At 47.3% G+C, this 15771-nt stretch carries 16 protein-coding genes and 1 tRNA gene; 12 read left to right on the top strand and 5 right to left on the bottom strand.

The window, feature by feature from the left end; all coding sequences use genetic code 11:
• The first annotated feature begins 20 nt into the window (after positions 1–20).
• From WBR68_RS07875 to WBR68_RS07835, 9 genes are all read left to right on the top strand, one after another.
• The gene (locus WBR68_RS07875; protein WP_230693826.1) at positions 21–419 is read left to right on the top strand and encodes a hypothetical protein; all 399 of its coding nucleotides are present in this window, start codon (positions 21–23) and stop codon (positions 417–419) included.
• 117 nt (positions 420–536) lie between these two features.
• Positions 537–1373 carry a transporter substrate-binding domain-containing protein gene (locus WBR68_RS07870; protein ID WP_230693825.1) on the top strand — a complete coding sequence of 279 codons (837 nt, stop codon included), beginning with the start codon at positions 537–539 and terminating at the stop codon, positions 1371–1373.
• A 54-nt stretch (positions 1374–1427) separates the two neighbouring features.
• Positions 1428–2123, top strand: a complete 696-nt coding sequence (locus tag WBR68_RS07865; RefSeq protein WP_230693824.1) for an amino acid ABC transporter permease — start codon at positions 1428–1430, stop codon at positions 2121–2123.
• A 160-nt stretch (positions 2124–2283) separates the two neighbouring features.
• Positions 2284–2949: an amino acid ABC transporter permease gene (locus tag WBR68_RS07860; RefSeq protein WP_230693823.1), complete on the top strand. Its 666-nt coding sequence runs from the start codon at positions 2284–2286 to the stop codon at positions 2947–2949.
• The gene (locus WBR68_RS07855) at positions 2946–3671 is read left to right on the top strand and encodes an amino acid ABC transporter ATP-binding protein (protein ID WP_230693822.1); all 726 of its coding nucleotides are present in this window, start codon (positions 2946–2948) and stop codon (positions 3669–3671) included. The genes WBR68_RS07860 and WBR68_RS07855 overlap by 4 nt, the downstream gene beginning before the upstream one ends.
• Before the next feature lie 110 nt (positions 3672–3781).
• Positions 3782–4144: a hypothetical protein gene (locus WBR68_RS07850; RefSeq protein ID WP_230693821.1), complete on the top strand. Its 363-nt coding sequence runs from the start codon at positions 3782–3784 to the stop codon at positions 4142–4144.
• Positions 4137–4445, top strand: a complete 309-nt coding sequence (locus WBR68_RS07845) for a hypothetical protein (protein WP_230693820.1) — start codon at positions 4137–4139, stop codon at positions 4443–4445. The genes WBR68_RS07850 and WBR68_RS07845 overlap by 8 nt, the downstream gene beginning before the upstream one ends.
• A gap of 27 nt (positions 4446–4472) precedes the next feature.
• Complete coding sequence (locus WBR68_RS07840; RefSeq protein WP_230693819.1) at positions 4473–5369, top strand: transporter substrate-binding domain-containing protein; 897 nt, start codon at positions 4473–4475, stop codon at positions 5367–5369.
• 115 nt (positions 5370–5484) lie between these two features.
• Positions 5485–7065 carry a hypothetical protein gene (locus WBR68_RS07835; protein ID WP_230693818.1) on the top strand — a complete coding sequence of 527 codons (1581 nt, stop codon included), beginning with the start codon at positions 5485–5487 and terminating at the stop codon, positions 7063–7065.
• Between the two features lie 60 nt (positions 7066–7125).
• Here WBR68_RS07835 and WBR68_RS07830 read toward each other — a convergent pair whose 3' ends face one another.
• Positions 7126–7677 carry an outer membrane beta-barrel protein gene (locus tag WBR68_RS07830; RefSeq protein ID WP_230693817.1) on the bottom strand — a complete coding sequence of 184 codons (552 nt, stop codon included), beginning with the start codon at positions 7675–7677 and terminating at the stop codon, positions 7126–7128.
• Between the two features lie 162 nt (positions 7678–7839).
• On the opposite strand from WBR68_RS07830, the gene WBR68_RS07825 reads away from it, so the two are divergent.
• From WBR68_RS07825 to WBR68_RS07815, 3 genes are all read left to right on the top strand, one after another.
• Positions 7840–8310 (top strand): hypothetical protein, encoded by a 471-nt coding sequence (locus WBR68_RS07825; RefSeq protein ID WP_230693816.1) that lies wholly within the window; start codon positions 7840–7842, stop codon positions 8308–8310.
• A gap of 110 nt (positions 8311–8420) precedes the next feature.
• Entirely contained in the window at positions 8421–9488 is a 1068-nt protein-coding gene (locus WBR68_RS07820) for an ankyrin repeat domain-containing protein (protein WP_230693815.1), read from the top strand.
• Between the two features lie 85 nt (positions 9489–9573).
• Positions 9574–9861, top strand: coding sequence for a hypothetical protein (locus WBR68_RS07815; protein WP_230693814.1), 288 nt, complete (start codon positions 9574–9576; stop codon positions 9859–9861).
• A 265-nt stretch (positions 9862–10126) separates the two neighbouring features.
• Here WBR68_RS07815 and WBR68_RS07810 read toward each other — a convergent pair.
• The 4 genes from WBR68_RS07810 to rpsU form a co-directional block, all read right to left on the bottom strand.
• Positions 10127–10203 (bottom strand) — tRNA-Ile (locus tag WBR68_RS07810).
• Between the two features lie 164 nt (positions 10204–10367).
• The gene (gene rpoD / locus WBR68_RS07805) at positions 10368–12647 is read right to left on the bottom strand and encodes an RNA polymerase sigma factor RpoD (RefSeq protein WP_050446298.1); all 2280 of its coding nucleotides are present in this window, start codon (positions 12645–12647) and stop codon (positions 10368–10370) included.
• A 732-nt stretch (positions 12648–13379) separates the two neighbouring features.
• Positions 13380–15440, bottom strand: coding sequence for a DNA primase (gene dnaG / locus WBR68_RS07800; protein ID WP_230693813.1), 2061 nt, complete (start codon positions 15438–15440; stop codon positions 13380–13382).
• Between the two features lie 19 nt (positions 15441–15459).
• The gene (rpsU, locus tag WBR68_RS07795; protein WP_006218592.1) at positions 15460–15672 is read right to left on the bottom strand and encodes a 30S ribosomal protein S21; all 213 of its coding nucleotides are present in this window, start codon (positions 15670–15672) and stop codon (positions 15460–15462) included.
• Between the last annotated feature and the right edge of the window lie 99 nt (positions 15673–15771).

Genomic DNA, 15771 nt, shown 5'->3' with positions numbered 1-15771 from the left:
AGATAACAAAGGGAGAAACCATGAACACACAAACAATCAAAACAGACTTACTTTGGCACTTGAACAATGCCTTATCTAAAAAAATCATTCTTTTGCCGTTCATTGCCCCATGCTATGCAACTCTTTACGGCTTAGGCTATCTTGGCTTGTATATTTCATACTTTCTCAAAGTAGTCATGCTCAAGACCACTGAGGAAAGAGACAAATACTTTTCCAAAGTCAGTGTTGAAATGGAACAGACAAACAACAATGCCATCTTTGCTTTCTATGCTCTAACAGCGACCGTTTTCTATTGGTTCTTGTTTGGTTACGACCACGATGCAACAACAATTTGGCAGTTCTTGAACTTTCCAACTTATGCAGCAGTTGGCTCATTTGTAAAGGCCGTCATGCTACTTGCAACCACACCCGTTCTTTAACCTGACAAAGCAAAGCCCCTTGATTGGGGCTTTTTTTCATCTTTCTTTTAATTGACCCTTGATTTTCTTTTTCTTTTTTGTATAACTATAAAACAACTTTACAAAGGAAAAGAAACCATGAAAAAAACATTATTAGCTTTAGCAGCATTATTATCAGTCAATGCTTTTGCAGGCACAACATTAGACAAAATCAAAGACAGTGGCAAAGTTGTCTTAGGTGTTCGCGCAAGTTCAGCACCATTTTCTAGTGTTCAAGCAGACGGCTCTTATGACGGTTATTCAGTAGCAATCTGCAAAGACATTGTTAGTGCATTGTCTAAAGACTTGAAAAAGCCATTGACCATTGAATATAAAGAGGTAGATACAACTACTCGCTACACATTGATTGACTCAGGCGTTATTGATTTAGAGTGTGCAGGCAGTTCTTACAATGCAGAGAAATTAGCAGTTGCAAATTACTCTATCCACTTTACTGACTCTATCTTAGCAGCAGGCAAAGCAGGAACATCCATTAAAGACTTAAACGACTTATCTAAAGCAAGAGTTGGAATGGTCGGCTCTTTCAGTGGAGAAAAGAACATCAGACAATTCTTTACTGACAAAGGCGTAGAGGTTACTGACTCTAACTTACAGAAAGCTCAGAACTATGACGCATTGTTCTTATTGCTTAAACAAAAGCGTATTGATGCAATCATAACCAACAAGGCAATCTTGATTGGAGAAATCGCAAAACAAAAGAACTCTAAAGACTTTGTTATCTTAGAGGAAACAAAAATCAAAGAAAATGACAAATTAGGTATCGTATCCCCTGCAAAAGACCAGGAATTCACAGGCAAAGTTAAAGAGACAGTGAAATCTTTATACAAGGCAGGAACATTAGAAACCTACTCTAAGAAATACTTTGGAGACGGTTTATCAACAGAATCCAAACGCGACATTGCTGAGAACAAATAAGAAAGGGGCGCAAGCCCTTTTTTTAAAACCACAACAACGACAGACGGAGACAACATGAACTTTGATTTTTTAAACCACCTCGTAGGCTCAGGAGAGAGCCAAACCTATCTTGATTGGCTACTTGCAGGCATGGGCTACACAGCCTTTGTGAGTCTTACAGCCTACTTGCTTGCCTTGGTGCTTGGTATCGCCATAGGAGCAGCTAGAACACGCTCAGGACCTCTTTCATGGGCAGCAACCGCCGTCTTTGAGTTCTTTAGCTCAATCCCTCTCAAGGTGCAGATGTTTTTTTTCTACTTTGTCTTGCCTGCCTGGTTAGCGCCAAAGTTCGTTGAGACAGCAAGCCCATTGACCTTGAGCCTTGTAGCAGCCATAGGAGCTCTTGGGTTCTTTATGGGGTGCAGAGTGTCAGGACACATCTATTCAGCCCTTGTGGCCCTTGCAGACAGCCAGGCACAAGCAGCTAGAGCCTTGGGGTTCACAACAGGCCAGAGCTACGGCCTCATCCTCATTCCACAGGCCATCAGAAACAGCTTGCCGGCCCTTGTGAACGAGCTTTTAAGTACCGTCAAAAATTCCTCAATTGCAGGAACGATTGGCTTGGCAGAGTTGTTCTACAGATGCAAGCAACTCAATGAATTCACATCAGCCGTCTACGAGCCTTTTTTCTTGGTTCTTTTCGGTTACTTAGTCATCAACATGACTTTACTATTGATTATGAGATCAGCAGAAAGAACAAAGATGGCGTAATGTTGGCCCAATCGTCTTGTCAATACTTTTAAGGTTTGTTATTGAAAGATGGATTGAAAGAACCACTCAGGAATGAGTGGTTTTTTTATTGCCCATCGTCTTTGTCTCTTGATTTTGTTTTTATATTTTGTATAACTTAAAGACAACAACAGGAGACAAGATGGAATTTGATTTTTCAACATATTGGCAATCGTATGGATTGCTTTTGAAAGGACTCAAGCTAACGGCATTGATTACTTTCTCAGGAATTGCATCAGGCTTATTTCTAGGAACTATCTTGGCAATCATGCGAAACAGCAAAAACAAGATAGCCAGCAACTTTGCCAAGTGGTATATCAATGCGTTTAGAGCCGTGCCTTTATTAGTGGTTTTATCAAGTTTTTACTTGATAGGCATGTCAGTCTTGAAAGCTAACGGCATTTATTCAGACATTGCATTGCCGTCCACATTGATAGGCTTTGCATTATTTGAGGCTGCATATTTTGCAGAAATCATTCGTTCAGGAATGAATGCAATACCTCAAGGACAAGTAGAGGCAGCAAGAGCTTTAGGCATGTCCCCATTTCAAACCTACATGCTTGTCATCATTCCACAAGCTTTCAAGAATGCCTTTGCGAGTATCACAACTCAATCAGTGGCAATCTTTCATGACTCAACATTGTGCTATGTCGTAGGACTCTCAGACTTTTTCACAACTATCAATCACATTGGAGAAAGAGACGGAACCATTGAGTCAGGAATATTGCTTGCAGCAACTTTCTACTTGGTTGCGTGTGTTCTATTAAGACAAGTAGCAAAAATAATAACAACAGGAGAAATCAAATGATAAAAATTAGCAATGTCAAAAAGTTCTATGGCAAGACTCAAGCCTTGGACGTAGAAAGTTTAGAAATCAAGAAAGGCGAGGTAGTTGTATTTGCAGGCCCATCAGGTTCAGGTAAATCAACAGCTATCAAGACTATCAACGGCTTAGAGCCAATACAGCACGGCACCATTGAGATAGACGGCAAGGCAATCACTGCCTACAGCCCTAAAGAGCTCGCCAAAAAAGTAGGCTTTGTGTCTCAGAAATTTGACCTATTCCCCAACTACACAGCCCTTGAAAACGTGGTGCTTGCTCAAGTGAAAGTGCTTGGCCGCAGCAAGGCAGAGGCACACAAAAAAGCCCTCGAGCTACTTGAGAGACTGGACATGACTGCACACCAGGACAAGCTACCAGGTCAGCTATCAGGTGGACAGCAGCAGCGTATTGCCGTGGCAAGAGCTTTGGCTATGGACCCTGAAATCATTCTCTTTGACGAACCTACAAGCGCCCTAGATCCTGAACTTGTCAAAGGCAGCTTGAGACTCTTGGAGGACATAGCAAAGCAAGGCACCACCATGATAGTAGTGACCCACGAAATGAGCTTTGCAAAGCATGTATCCAACAGGGTAGTTTTCTTTGAAAAAGGAGGGTTGCTTTTGGAGGCAACACCAACAGCCGAGTTCTTTGAGAACCCACGAACACAGAGAGCAAAAGATTTCTTAAACGCCCTCAACCTAGAATGAAACAAAGCCCCTTGATTGGGGCTTTTTCTTTGCTCAATGATATCGAATTTTTGGCGATGCTCTTGATTTTGTCTTTCATTTTTGTATAACTATTACATAGGAGCAAGAATATGAAAGTTATACACCCAAGCAAGAAAGCAATCATTATTTGGAACACATTGGCAATAGCAGGCGGCTTAATCTTTGGAGACAGCGGTTATGTTTATACAGCCTTGGCAATGTTCTTGGCAATTGCTTTACTTTCTTTCAAATACGATTTTAAGGAAAACAAAGGCTCAACATGGAACTACTTTTTGATTGGTGCTTTTGCACTTTTCAATGCAAGTAATTTTGGCCCAATTGGCTTGAACTTGACAATCATTGGCACAGTTAATATGTATATCTTGTATTTTGCGATCATTCCAATGATAAAAGGCGTCAAAGTCTCTTATCAAACCTACTCACACAACAACAAAGGAGAAAACCATGAGTAAATTATTAGCAACCCTTTTAGCTTTAACAGCTACAACAGCATTCGCAGCAGACGCAACTTTCAGCGTAGCTCAAGCACAAGCAGAGCTTTCTAAACAGCCATGCGAGTTGACAGAGATATGGGAACAACCAGGCCAATGTATGAGAGGTCAATCTGATTGCACAAGTCTTAGCGATAAGGCAGGAGCAAACACTATCTTGAACAGCTACAAATCTGACGATGTGAAAGTAGTTATCAAGAACACAGGAAAACTTTGCAGTGTTTTGATTTTAGAAAAATCATTCAAATGGGACACCAAATAATCAAGAACAACAACAGGAGATAGAACTATGAAAACCAAATCAGCAATCACTATCGCCCTTGCCTTATTGGCAGGGGTGGCACATGCAGACTCTTTAGACAGAGTTGCACAGACAGGCACTATCAAGCTTGGCTTTAGAGAAAAAGCCGTTCCAGTGTCTTACAAGGACGCTCAAGGCAATCCAACAGGTCAAACCGTTGAGATATGCAAAAACTTTGTTGCCTACTTAGAGAAAAAGTTGGGCAAACCTTTGGCTACTGAGTGGGTCATGGTGACACCTAAAGACCGTATTGATGCCATCAAGACCGGCAAGATTGACCTTGAATGTGGCGCGACTACCAACACAGCAAAGAGACGTGAGGATGTGGATTTCTCAATCCCTACTTATATCTCTCACATGAGAGTTGCTAGATTGCCATCTACCTCATTCACTTTGATTGGAAAGCAAAGCCAAAAGATTGACACTATCGTGATAGACGGCACATCAGCAGTAGATTTCATTTCAATCAACAACGAGGGAAACAAAACAGTTAAACCTGACTACACCAAGATTGTTGTCAAAGACATGACTGAGGCTTTGGATAAGTTAAAAGCCAGTCAAAACCCTGCCATTGTGATTTATGACGACATTCTTTTATTATCAGCAATCAAAGCAAGATCAGACAAAGACGCTTTTATAGTAACAGACGACCATTTGAGTGTTGACCCATACGGCATCATGAGTCAAAAAGGTTCCAAGCTTGGCAAAGTCTTGAACGATTACATCACCGTAGAAATGCAAACAGGTGTATTCACTCAAAACTATAACAAGTGGTTCACAAACGATATTCTTGATACCAAGAGCGTCAAAATCAATCTTTCAAACAAGATGAGTAAAGCTCTTGCCGATGTAGTGAGATTTCCCACAAACATAGTTGGCAATTAAAGAAAACTTAAATCAAGCTGAAAGCCTCAATCTTTGGGGCTTTTTTCTTTTCTTGCTATTGATTTATTTTCCTTTTTTTGTATAACCATATAACAACAACAATGGAGACATAACAATGAACTTACAGAAAAGGAAAATCTATGTAGCAATACTAGCTTTATGTGCAAGCCAAGCTTTTGCTCAATCAGTAGTAGTAGATAAAAGCAACGTTCAAAACGCGGCAACAACAGGAGGATCAGAAAGCACAACCGTTGGACTAGAGAACACCTTATTTCAATCAGGCCAAACAATCACAGGCTTTGGGAACACGAACACTGCTTATGGGGCAAATATCTTTGGCTCATACAATTTCAACCGTTCTCAGAATGCGGGAATCTTTGGTAACGAAAACGACATCTCAACTACCACAACAGGAGTAAGAGCTTTTGTTTTCGGCAATAACAACAGTATTACAAACAACACAGAGAATACTTTGTCTATGTTGTTTGGCATTGGATTGTCAGACAACGGCTTTTATAACTGCATTGCTTTTGGTAGTGCGAATTTCACAAGCGGCTGCACAGCAAACAATCAATTTTCAGTTGGAGGCTTAAGCATTGGGAATGTCGCCAATGGGGTTCTAGATAGTGATGCCGTCAATCTAGGCCAAGTCAAGAGCTTGATTGCAGCCTCATCAGGAGGCTCAGGATCTACAGACCTATCAGGAGTGCAATCACAGATTGACACCCATAGCTCTCAACTCACTGCGATTGAAAGCAAGCAGGCCACCACAGACGCCAAGGTATCAACACTAGAGAGCAGTGTTTCTACCGCAAGCACACAGGCAAGCAATGCATCTAGCCAGGCGCAAGCAGCCCAAACCGAGGCACAGACAGCGACCGCCAATGTGAGCTCAATGCAGAGTTCTTTGACTGCGACACAAGCCCAGGTATCAACCTTGTCTAGTGACATGCAGACTGCCAACGGCAACATCAGCAGCATGCAGGCTCAAATCAGTTCCTTGACCGTTTCTAACGGCACCACTGACACAGCCCTATTGCAAGGTCAGATTGATACCCACACAGGGCAAATCTCAAGCTTGCAGACACAGACCAACGCAAACACCACAGCCATAGCCGTTCAAGCTGGACAGATTACAGGGCTACAAGACGGACTTACTCAAACCACAGCAAGAGTAGCGACCGTAGAGGTTCAAACAGCAAAGAACACGGCTGACATTGCAACCCATACAGAGCAAATCACAGGCTTGCAAAATGGCCTTGCTCAGACTAATACAAAGGTTGCAGAGGTAGAGACTCAGACCAATAAGAACACAGCAGACATTGCCGTTCAAGGTGGAGCAATTACAGTCTTACAAACAGGCTTGGCAGCAACCAATGTGCAAGTAGCTGAAAACACCAAGGATATTGCAAAGCTTGACAACAGAGTGGGCAACCTTGAGAACCGTATGAATGGATTTGAGAACATGACCAAGGGCTACGCATACTCAGCGGCAGCTATGGGCATGGCAGCAGCAGGGATTGTTTTTGACCCAAGACTTGAAAGACAGATTGGCATGGCTGCATCAACAGTCAATGGCAAATCAGCGATGGCCATCGGTATTGCAGTCAGACAAGGCAATGCCATAGTGAATATGAAAATCGTAGGCAGTGGAGTTATGAAAGGTGCATCCGTAGGTGCAACATGGGGATTCTAAGAGTCCATATTTGAAAAAACAAAGCCCCAATCAAGGGGCTTTTTCTTTTGGTGCTTTGGCTTAGAACTTGTAGCCCAAAGTCAAACTTGTGTAGTCTGCATGATTGCCGTTTTTGCCTTTCATTCTGATGTGATTCAAGCCCACATTCCAATTTTTTGCAAAGCCTACATCAACACCGACATTGAACACTACCCCTGAATCACTGCCACTTTCATGAACAGTCCAATTAGGAATAGGAACACCTAATTCGCCTTGTGTGTAGGTTCTATTCCATCTTGTGTAACGATAGCCAACACCTGCTTTTGGGCTGACAGTGACATTGTTATCAAGTAAGAATGTATAGCCACCATTGATTAAACCAACAATGTGCTTGTCGTTGTAATCGGTTTTTGAGTCAATGTATTGCAATGATGGCTGAACAAAGAAACTGTTATTCAAGTATTTTGTGTAATCAACACCTAATGTATAGCCTGTAGACTTTTCTCCTGCGGTATTTCCTAAAGATACACCACCGAACACGCCAAAGCCGTCAGATAAGTGTTTGTTGATTTCCTGAGCACTTGCAGCACTCGCTAAAGCTAATAAAGATAAAGCAACTAATGTTTTTTTCATGTGATCTCCTTTGTTGAATAGTTGTCTCTTAGTTATACAAAAAACAAAGATTAAATCAAGGGCATTCAACAAAAAAGAATGAAAATAATGCGTTTATCCCTGGACGCCACCTAACCGTGAACATAAAATATAATCATTGCAAACAAACGAGGACTTTGGAAAATGGAAAAGAAAGACGCAATCGTTGCCCTTTGGCAGAACAGCGACGAAAAGATTGCAGACATCTATGATGACAATGCAGAGGTTGCATCTGCACTCAATCTCTTGGTGGACGGATTTGAATACCCCGATCATTCACACAAGAAAGTCAAAGCCGTTCTCTTGGCCTATTTTCTAAAGAACCAAAAAGAGTTTGACCTTGGAAAAACGCTTTGCCATCATGCTTTGGCAAGTCATATCCAAGACAAGGGCATTGATCTCATGCCCTACTTTTACAACCATGCAAATTGCAATTGGGGAGTTCTCACAGACGACGACCAAATTGCAAACTTTGTGGCTATCTCTACAGCAGAGGGCAGGCTCTTGAGCAAATACAAGTTAGATGACGGTAAAGACATTTACTTGATTACAGATTTTGAATGTGGAACTGAGCAGCCAAGGTATACAACAGCAATGTTCACACATGACTACTGATATACAAATCAGAAAGCACAAAGCCCCTATCAAGGGGCTTTTTTATTGCCTTAAACATTGCTTTTCTTTGAATATTTTGTATAAGTATTAGATAACTACAAAGGAAAGACATGATTGAAACAAAAACAATACATCAGTTATTTTTAGACGCTTGCGACAAAGAGGATTTAGACGTTGTAAAGACAATGCTACTCAATGGAATTAATCCATTATGCAAGGATGAGGACGATTGGAACGGCTTAACATATGCTGCATCAAAAGGCAATCTTGAATTGTTCAAAACCATTGAAAACGCCGCTATTGAGAACACCAGCCTTACAACATATCAAATACAAAGATTTTGTTTTAGTGCTATGGATTACGCAATCAAAGAGGATAAAGAAAATATCGTCAATTATGTTCTTGGCAAAGCAACAGATGATGAGAAATCTGAAACATGCTTACTCAACGACGCCCTTTATCAAGCAGCAGCATATGGCAGACATGAGATGGCAAAGAGCATAATTGATAAAGGTGCAAACATACATGACCAAGACAACTCATATCTTATACTTGCAGCCGAATATGGACACAAAGACTTTGTTCATTATTTGATAGAACTAGGTGCAGAGGTAAGTGAAAGAGATGACCAAGCCTTAATAAATGCATCAAAAGGTGGACATACTGAAATCGTTGATATGCTTTTAAAGCATGGTGCAAATATTCATTCCAGAGAGGATGATGCATTGTATTGGGCCTCTAATAATGGACATGCAGAAACCGTTGAATTACTTTTAGAGAACGGTGCTGACATCAATACCCAAAACAGAGGCTCAGTGTTATGGGCCGCAAGAAACGGACGCAACGATGTAATTGATGTTTTTGTCAAAAGAGGCATTGACATCTTTGATCAGGATGAATGCCCAATCAATGAGGCAATTTACAACAGACGTTTATCAGTAGCTCAAAATATCATTGTCAATCACAACCTAAAAGTCCCTGAAAGCTCAATCATGATGCTCAATGAAACAAAAGAGGCTGCTATCCAAATGGGTCAAAACGCAAGCGTGGTGGATGATATTTTCAAGCTTATTGAAAAGCAAAATCTACACAATAAACTTAGAAATAACCTAGCCCACAAGAACACTCAACCAATCGCTAAAGCAGGAAAAACCAAAGATAAGAAAATGAAAATCTAGACAATAAAGATATCGAATTTCAGTCAGTTTCTTGATTTCTTTTTCCTATTTTGTATAACTAATATACAACCACAGGAGAAAGGATATGAACCGCGAAATTTACACCAACATAGAGAACTTGAATGATTTAGTCATTGCTCATGCAAACGCTTTCAGAGAATTACAAGAAAGCATGACTGACGACATCATCACCTATGACCAATACACTGAGAATGCAGGACGCCTAAGCACATACTTTCTCAACGCATTTGACAGAATAACAACTGAGGATTCTGAGGATGACGAAATCATTGAGGACGAGGGATTTGTTGATCCTGATTTTGAAATCTATGACGACAATCCAGACTATAGATTTAACAGCGATAGTCAATAAAAAAATAGCCCCAAAAACGGGGCTTTTTCTTTGTTTTTTTATCTCTTGAGTGGTTGATATACCTTGTCTTTTTTTAGTCTTTTTGACCAGGCCAACAGAGGATTTTTGCCACTTGTAGGACAGGCTTTGGAGGCAGTTTTGAGCCACGGACGACCCCAAGGCTACGGCTAGGCTCTGACGAGGCTACAGAGTCGTTTTAGGCTACCAATGGGGTAGGAGCAGGCAAGAAAAAAGCCACCCGTTAGAGTGGCTTTCAGAGGGGATTTGGTGGGCCCGGCGGGACTTGAACCCACGACCAGCCGATTATGAGTCGGACGCTCTGACCAACTGAGCTACAGGCCCCTTGAACTAGATTTTACAGCGTTTGTAGCCTATGCGTAGCCTTACGAATCCGCAGAGCCTAGAAAACACTCTAACTTATTGTTTTTAAATACTTTTTCCAAACTGAGCAGACGCTTATGAGTCCGCTGCTCTAACCAGGCATGAGCTAGAGGCCCAGGAAACGATTACTGCCCTTCCAGGAAGCTCTTCAGCTTATCGGCCCGGCTGGGGTGACGCAGCTTGCGCAGCGCTTTAGCCTCTATTTGGCGAATGCGCTCGCGAGTGACGTCGAACTGCTTGCCCACTTCTTCCAGGGTCTGGTCGGTGCTCATTTCGATACCGAAACGCATACGCAGAACCTTGGCTTCACGCGGGGTGAGAGAGTCTAGCACTTCCTTGACCACATCACGCATGGAACCATGCAAGGCCGCATCCGACGGCGCCAGGGTCGAGGTGTCTTCAATGAAATCGCCCAGGTGCGAGTCATCGTCATCACCAATCGGCGTCTCCATCGAGATCGGTTCCTTGGCGATCTTCAAGATCTTGCGGATCTTGTCCTCGGGCATGTCCATCTTCTGCGCCAGGGTCGCGGGATCCGGCTCGGCGCCGGTTTCCTGCAGAATCTGACGGCTGATCCGGTTCATCTTGTTGATCGTTTCGATCATGTGAACCGGGATACGGATGGTGCGCGCCTGGTCGGCGATGGAACGCGTGATGGCCTGACGAATCCACCACGTGGCGTACGTCGAGAACTTGTAGCCGCGACGGTATTCGAACTTGTCCACGGCCTTCATCAAACCAATGTTGCCTTCCTGGATCAAATCCAGGAACTGCAGGCCACGGTTCGTGTACTTCTTCGCAATCGAGATCACCAGACGCAGGTTGGCCTCGGTCATTTCGCGCTTGGCCTTGCGAGCCTTGGCTTCGCCAGTGGCCATGCGCTTGTTGACGTCCTTCAAGTCCTTAAGCGGCAGCACGACGCGCGTTTGCAGGTCGATCAACTTCTGCTGCAATTCCTGAACAGCGGGAATCTGGCGTTCCAGCGTCTCGGCGTAGGGATGCCCAGCGGCGACTTCGTCGACCACCCATTGCAGATTGGTTTCGTTGCCAGGGAAGACCTTGATGAAGTGCAAGCGCGGCATGCCCGCACGGTCCACACACGTATGCAGGACGGCGCGTTCAAGCTGGCGCACTTCTTCCACCTGGCTGCGCAGCGTGTCAGCCAACTTCTCGACCATCTTGGCGGTGAAGCGGATACCCATCAGTTCGTTCTGGATGGATTCCTGGGCGCGCACGTAGATGTCCGACTTGTAGCCGTCCTTCTCGTACGACAGGCGCATCTTGTCGAACTGCTTGCTCACTTCGTCGAATTTTGCCAGCGCTTTCACGCGCAGGTCTTCCAGCTGCTTGCTGGACATGCCGCCGGCGGGGCCGTCATCGCCTTCGTCTTCGTCCGCGGTAACACCGGCGCCAGCATATTCTTCGCCGTCTTCCGGATCAACCAGGCCATCAACGACTTCGTCGATCTGCGCCTGGCCTTCACGCACGCGCAGGATGTGGGCAAGAATCTCGTTGATCGTGGTCGGGCAGGCCGAAATGGCCATGACCATGTGCTTCAAGCCGTCTTCGATGCGCTTGGCGATTTCGATTTCGCCTTCGCGAGTCAGCAGCTCGACCGAACCCATTTCGCGCATGTACATACGGACGGGGTCGGTGGTGCGGCCGAAATCGGAATCCACGGTGGTGAGCGCGGCTTCGGCTTCGTCTTCGACGTCGTCGTCGTTGGACGCGACCGGCGCGTTCTCGCTCATCAGCAGAGTTTCGGCGTCGGGTGCCTGATCATAGACCGCGATACCCATATCGCTGAACGTGCTGATGATGCCGTCAATGGCTTCGGCATCCACCAAGTCATCAGGCAGATGGTCGTTGATTTCGCCGTACGTCAGGTAGCCGCGATCCTTGCCCAGCTTGATCAACTGCTTCAGGCGGTTGCGGCGCGCTTCGTATTCTTCCGGCGTGACCGGGCCGCGGGCGATCAGATCCTTGGGATCGGCCTTGCCACGCTTGCCACCACGCTTGGGCGGCTTCAGATCGGGCAGGACTTCGCCTTCGCCGTCCATCGTGTCGTCGAAACCGTCGGAATCATTGTTGGCGTTCTTGGCGGGACGTCCCGGGCGGCGGCCGCTCGGGACCGGGCCCGAGCGCGGGGCGCTGCCGCCCACCAGGTCGGCGAGCTTGTCCTCAGCCTTCTTGGCGCGAGCCTTCGTCACTTTTTCGGGCTTGTCAGCCGCAGCCGTCTTGGTTGCCTTCTTGGCAGCCGTTTTGACAGCAGCAGGCTTGGCGACCTTCACCGCCGTCTTGGCGGGCGCTTTTTCCGCCGCCATGCTTACGGCGCGCTTGGCCGCGGGGGCCTTGATTTCAGCCGCATCAATTGCAGAGGAGGATTTGCCGGTGGATTTGGTCATAGTCGCTTCCGTGGTCGTCGCAACCCGTTTGGGCATGTTGCACCGCGCAAGCACCACGCCAGACAGTGGCCTAGCGCGACGCAGCTACGGGTAAAACAGATAAATCGGCGAAGATCACGCGGCTGCGTTGTTCGCAGCGCCAGTTCTTTCGAACCCGTTTGGCGACGTGGCGGTGCAATACCGTTCGGGCGCTTCACGTGCATAACCTCATTCCGCGACGGATTCCGGGCGTTGGGGGGGCTGCCTGCCTATAAATAGGCTTTGCTTGCTTATGGGGTCATTGCCCCTAGCAGCTATGTAGACACAGCACCCAGACCACTAACGCTACGCAAAAATGCTCGTCGTTGAACTGCCTGATTCACCGCTCAGCCTTTGGCTATCAGCCATTGGCCATAATAATTTAATGATGTAACAATTTCGACCGCTGCGGTTAAACCCTGCGGCCAATTTTCAATGCCGATTCCAATTTCTTAGTACTTTTTCTCTAGTGCTCTTTTCCCAGCACCGATACTCTATTGCTGCTACAACTCTACCGCTACGCTCTACCAATGCTGCCATCTACATCACTTCAGAATTAGATCGCGCCATCCTGATTTGATTCCGTCGGATTTGCCGAGTTCGTGCTCGTCGGGACTTTCAACGCAGTCCAACAATTCAGCTTCAGTTCAACTGAGTTCAATTGCAAACGAGCCGACGGCAACTGCCAACGGACAACCTTTGATTTTAGCGCATTTAACGTATCCCGGCATTTTTCAGCACGGCCATTCTGCCCGAGAGCTCCAGGTAGCGCTTGCGCGCTTCTTCCGTGGCCAGCCCGGTGGATGCCAGCTTGGCCATTTCGAGCTTGGCTGAATCGAATTCAATACGCCGCAATGCGTCATCCCATTCGGTTTGCGGGTCGGGCAGATCTTCCTGCGACAAGATGTCCGCGCGCAGCCCCTTCAAGACGGTCGCCAAGTCCGAATCTGGCTCGGCGGCCTCCAGCAGGGCGCCCACATGGCGCGCACCGCTGGATTGGGCCAGCATGATCAGGTCTCTTACCAAACCTAGATGGGGGCCATGGTCGATGACTTCAAGCTGCTGATCGCCCATGGAGTCCACTAATTCGGGGTGGGCCAGCAAAAGACCCAGCAAACGCTTGGCCAGCGACGGCATCGTGCGGCGCCCTTCGAAACCACCGACATCATTGTCCCGGCGCCCCTTCCAGTTGCCCTTCCCGCCCTTCCAGTCGCTCTTGCCCTTCCAGTCGCCTTTGCTCTTCCATTCGGGTTTTCCAGCCGCCCTTTGGCCGCTAGCGCCAAGCATTTCAGCGCCTTGCGACGGAATATGTCCGTAATCGGCATAGTCAGGCTCGTCGGCGGGAATGTCCTGAAAATCATGCCCGGCAAAGTCGTAACCCATATCCGAGTGCCCGCCATCATGATCCGAGCCAGAAACTCCTGCTGCGCCGCCCCCTTCGCCAGAAGGATGCTTGGACCCGGCCGGCGCAAAAGGCTTGGCGGCCTGCTGGGCCAGAATCTGTGCCATTTCCTCGGGCGTCAGTTGCACCAGCTTGGCCATTTCGCGTTCGATTTGAACGCGCAACGCGCACTCGGGAATCGTCGCCAGCAAAGGCTTGGCTTCGTGCAGGCAACTGGCGCGCCCTTCCGCTTCGGACATGTTATGGCGCGAGGCCAACTCATCCAACAGGAAACGCGAAAGCGCCACCGCATCGCCCAAGCAGGCTCGAAACGCTTCGGCGCCCAATTCGCGGACGTAAGAATCGGGATCGTGTTCCGACGGCAAAAACAAAAAGCGTATCGCGATATCGTCGCGTAGCACAGGCAGACAAGCCTGCAATGCCCGCCAGGCAGCCCGGCGACCCGCTCCATCCCCGTCGAAACTGAAAATGACCTTATCGCTTGCGCGCAACAGCTTTTTTACGTGGTCCGGTGTGGTCGCCGTACCCAGCGTGGCGACCGCGTTGGCGATGCCTTGCTGCGCCAAGCCCACCACGTCCATGTACCCTTCAACCACGATCACCTGACCTTCCTGCCGAATGGCTTGGCGCGCTTCCCACAGACCATAAAGCTCGTGTCCCTTGGAGAACAGCGGCGTCTCGGGGGAATTCAGGTATTTGGGCTCGCCCTTACCGATGATGCGCCCGCCAAATCCGATGAGACTACCCCGCGCATTGCGGATCGGAAACATGACGCGCTCGCGAAAGCGGTCATAGCGACGGCCGTCTTCGGATTCGATGACAAGTCCTGACTCCACCAGCGTGGGATCTTCGTAATTGGGAAAAACCTGCGACAAGCCGTGGCGATCCGTGCCTGACCACCCCAAGCCGAAATGCGCCGCGATTTCGCCGGTCAGGCCGCGCTGTTTCAGGTAGCGGATCGCAGCGGGCGATGCTCGCAACTGTTTCAGATAATGCGCCTGGGCGGCATCCAGCACCTGTGTATGGCGGGATTCCTCGGCCTTGCGGCGCGCGGATTCCTGCTGTTGGCGTGGACTGCGATTTTCTTCGGGAACCGTCATTCCCGCCGAAGCCGCGAGCGTGCGCACGGCTTCGGGGAAACTGGTACCCGTATGTTCCATCAGGAAAGTGATGGCGCTGCCGTGTGCTCCACAGCCGAAGCAGTGATAAAACTGCTTGGTGGGGCTGACAGTGAATGACGGACTTTTTTCGTTATGAAAGGGACACAGGCCAAGCAAGTTGGCCCCACCCTTTCGCAACTGCACATATCGCCCGACTACGTCGACGACGTCGACTCGGGCGAGTAGATCCTGGATGAATGATTCTGGAATCAATAGATTCGGGAATCAAAAATCAATACAGGCGCGGGGGCAGTTGTTGGCTACGGATGCGCTTGTAGTGGCGCTTCACGGCGGCGGCATGCTTGCGCTTGCGCTCAGCCGTGGGCTTCTCATAGAACTCGCGCGAACGCAGCTCGGTGAGCAAACCGGTCTTTTCGATGGTGCGCTTGAAGCGGCGCAGAGCGGCTTCAAACGGTTCGTTTTCCTTCAGTCGAACGATAGGCATAAAGTGATTGGCCTGCTTGTAGGGTAACAAAAGTTGATGACAAACCTGGCTTGCTTACCAGCAACGCTGCGCGGGTCCAGGTCCGCGATAACCGCGGAA

It is taken from the genome of Achromobacter sp. JD-1, assembly GCF_038594925.1.
Classification (GTDB): Bacteria; Pseudomonadota; Gammaproteobacteria; order Burkholderiales; family Burkholderiaceae_B; genus Achromobacter; species Achromobacter spanius_C.
This window is presented reverse-complemented; position numbering and strand designations above follow the sequence as displayed.

Excerpts from the sequence above, each read along its gene's own strand:
- WBR68_RS07875 (WP_230693826.1), top strand. The coding sequence starts at position 21 with ATGAACACACAAACAATCAAAACAGACTTACTTTGGCACTTGAACAAT.
- WBR68_RS07870 (WP_230693825.1), top strand. The coding sequence starts at position 537 with ATGAAAAAAACATTATTAGCTTTAGCAGCATTATTATCAGTCAATGCT.
- WBR68_RS07865 (WP_230693824.1), top strand. The coding sequence starts at position 1,428 with ATGAACTTTGATTTTTTAAACCACCTCGTAGGCTCAGGAGAGAGCCAA.
- WBR68_RS07860 (WP_230693823.1), top strand. The coding sequence starts at position 2,284 with ATGGAATTTGATTTTTCAACATATTGGCAATCGTATGGATTGCTTTTG.
- WBR68_RS07855 (WP_230693822.1), top strand. The coding sequence starts at position 2,946 with ATGATAAAAATTAGCAATGTCAAAAAGTTCTATGGCAAGACTCAAGCC.
- WBR68_RS07850 (WP_230693821.1), top strand. The coding sequence starts at position 3,782 with ATGAAAGTTATACACCCAAGCAAGAAAGCAATCATTATTTGGAACACA.
- WBR68_RS07845 (WP_230693820.1), top strand. The coding sequence starts at position 4,137 with ATGAGTAAATTATTAGCAACCCTTTTAGCTTTAACAGCTACAACAGCA.
- WBR68_RS07840 (WP_230693819.1), top strand. The coding sequence starts at position 4,473 with ATGAAAACCAAATCAGCAATCACTATCGCCCTTGCCTTATTGGCAGGG.
- WBR68_RS07835 (WP_230693818.1), top strand. The coding sequence starts at position 5,485 with ATGAACTTACAGAAAAGGAAAATCTATGTAGCAATACTAGCTTTATGT.
- WBR68_RS07830 (WP_230693817.1), bottom strand. The coding sequence starts at position 7,677 with ATGAAAAAAACATTAGTTGCTTTATCTTTATTAGCTTTAGCGAGTGCT.
- WBR68_RS07825 (WP_230693816.1), top strand. The coding sequence starts at position 7,840 with ATGGAAAAGAAAGACGCAATCGTTGCCCTTTGGCAGAACAGCGACGAA.
- WBR68_RS07820 (WP_230693815.1), top strand. The coding sequence starts at position 8,421 with ATGATTGAAACAAAAACAATACATCAGTTATTTTTAGACGCTTGCGAC.
- WBR68_RS07815 (WP_230693814.1), top strand. The coding sequence starts at position 9,574 with ATGAACCGCGAAATTTACACCAACATAGAGAACTTGAATGATTTAGTC.
- rpoD (WP_050446298.1), bottom strand. The coding sequence starts at position 12,647 with ATGACCAAATCCACCGGCAAATCCTCCTCTGCAATTGATGCGGCTGAA.
- rpsU (WP_006218592.1), bottom strand. The coding sequence starts at position 15,672 with ATGCCTATCGTTCGACTGAAGGAAAACGAACCGTTTGAAGCCGCTCTG.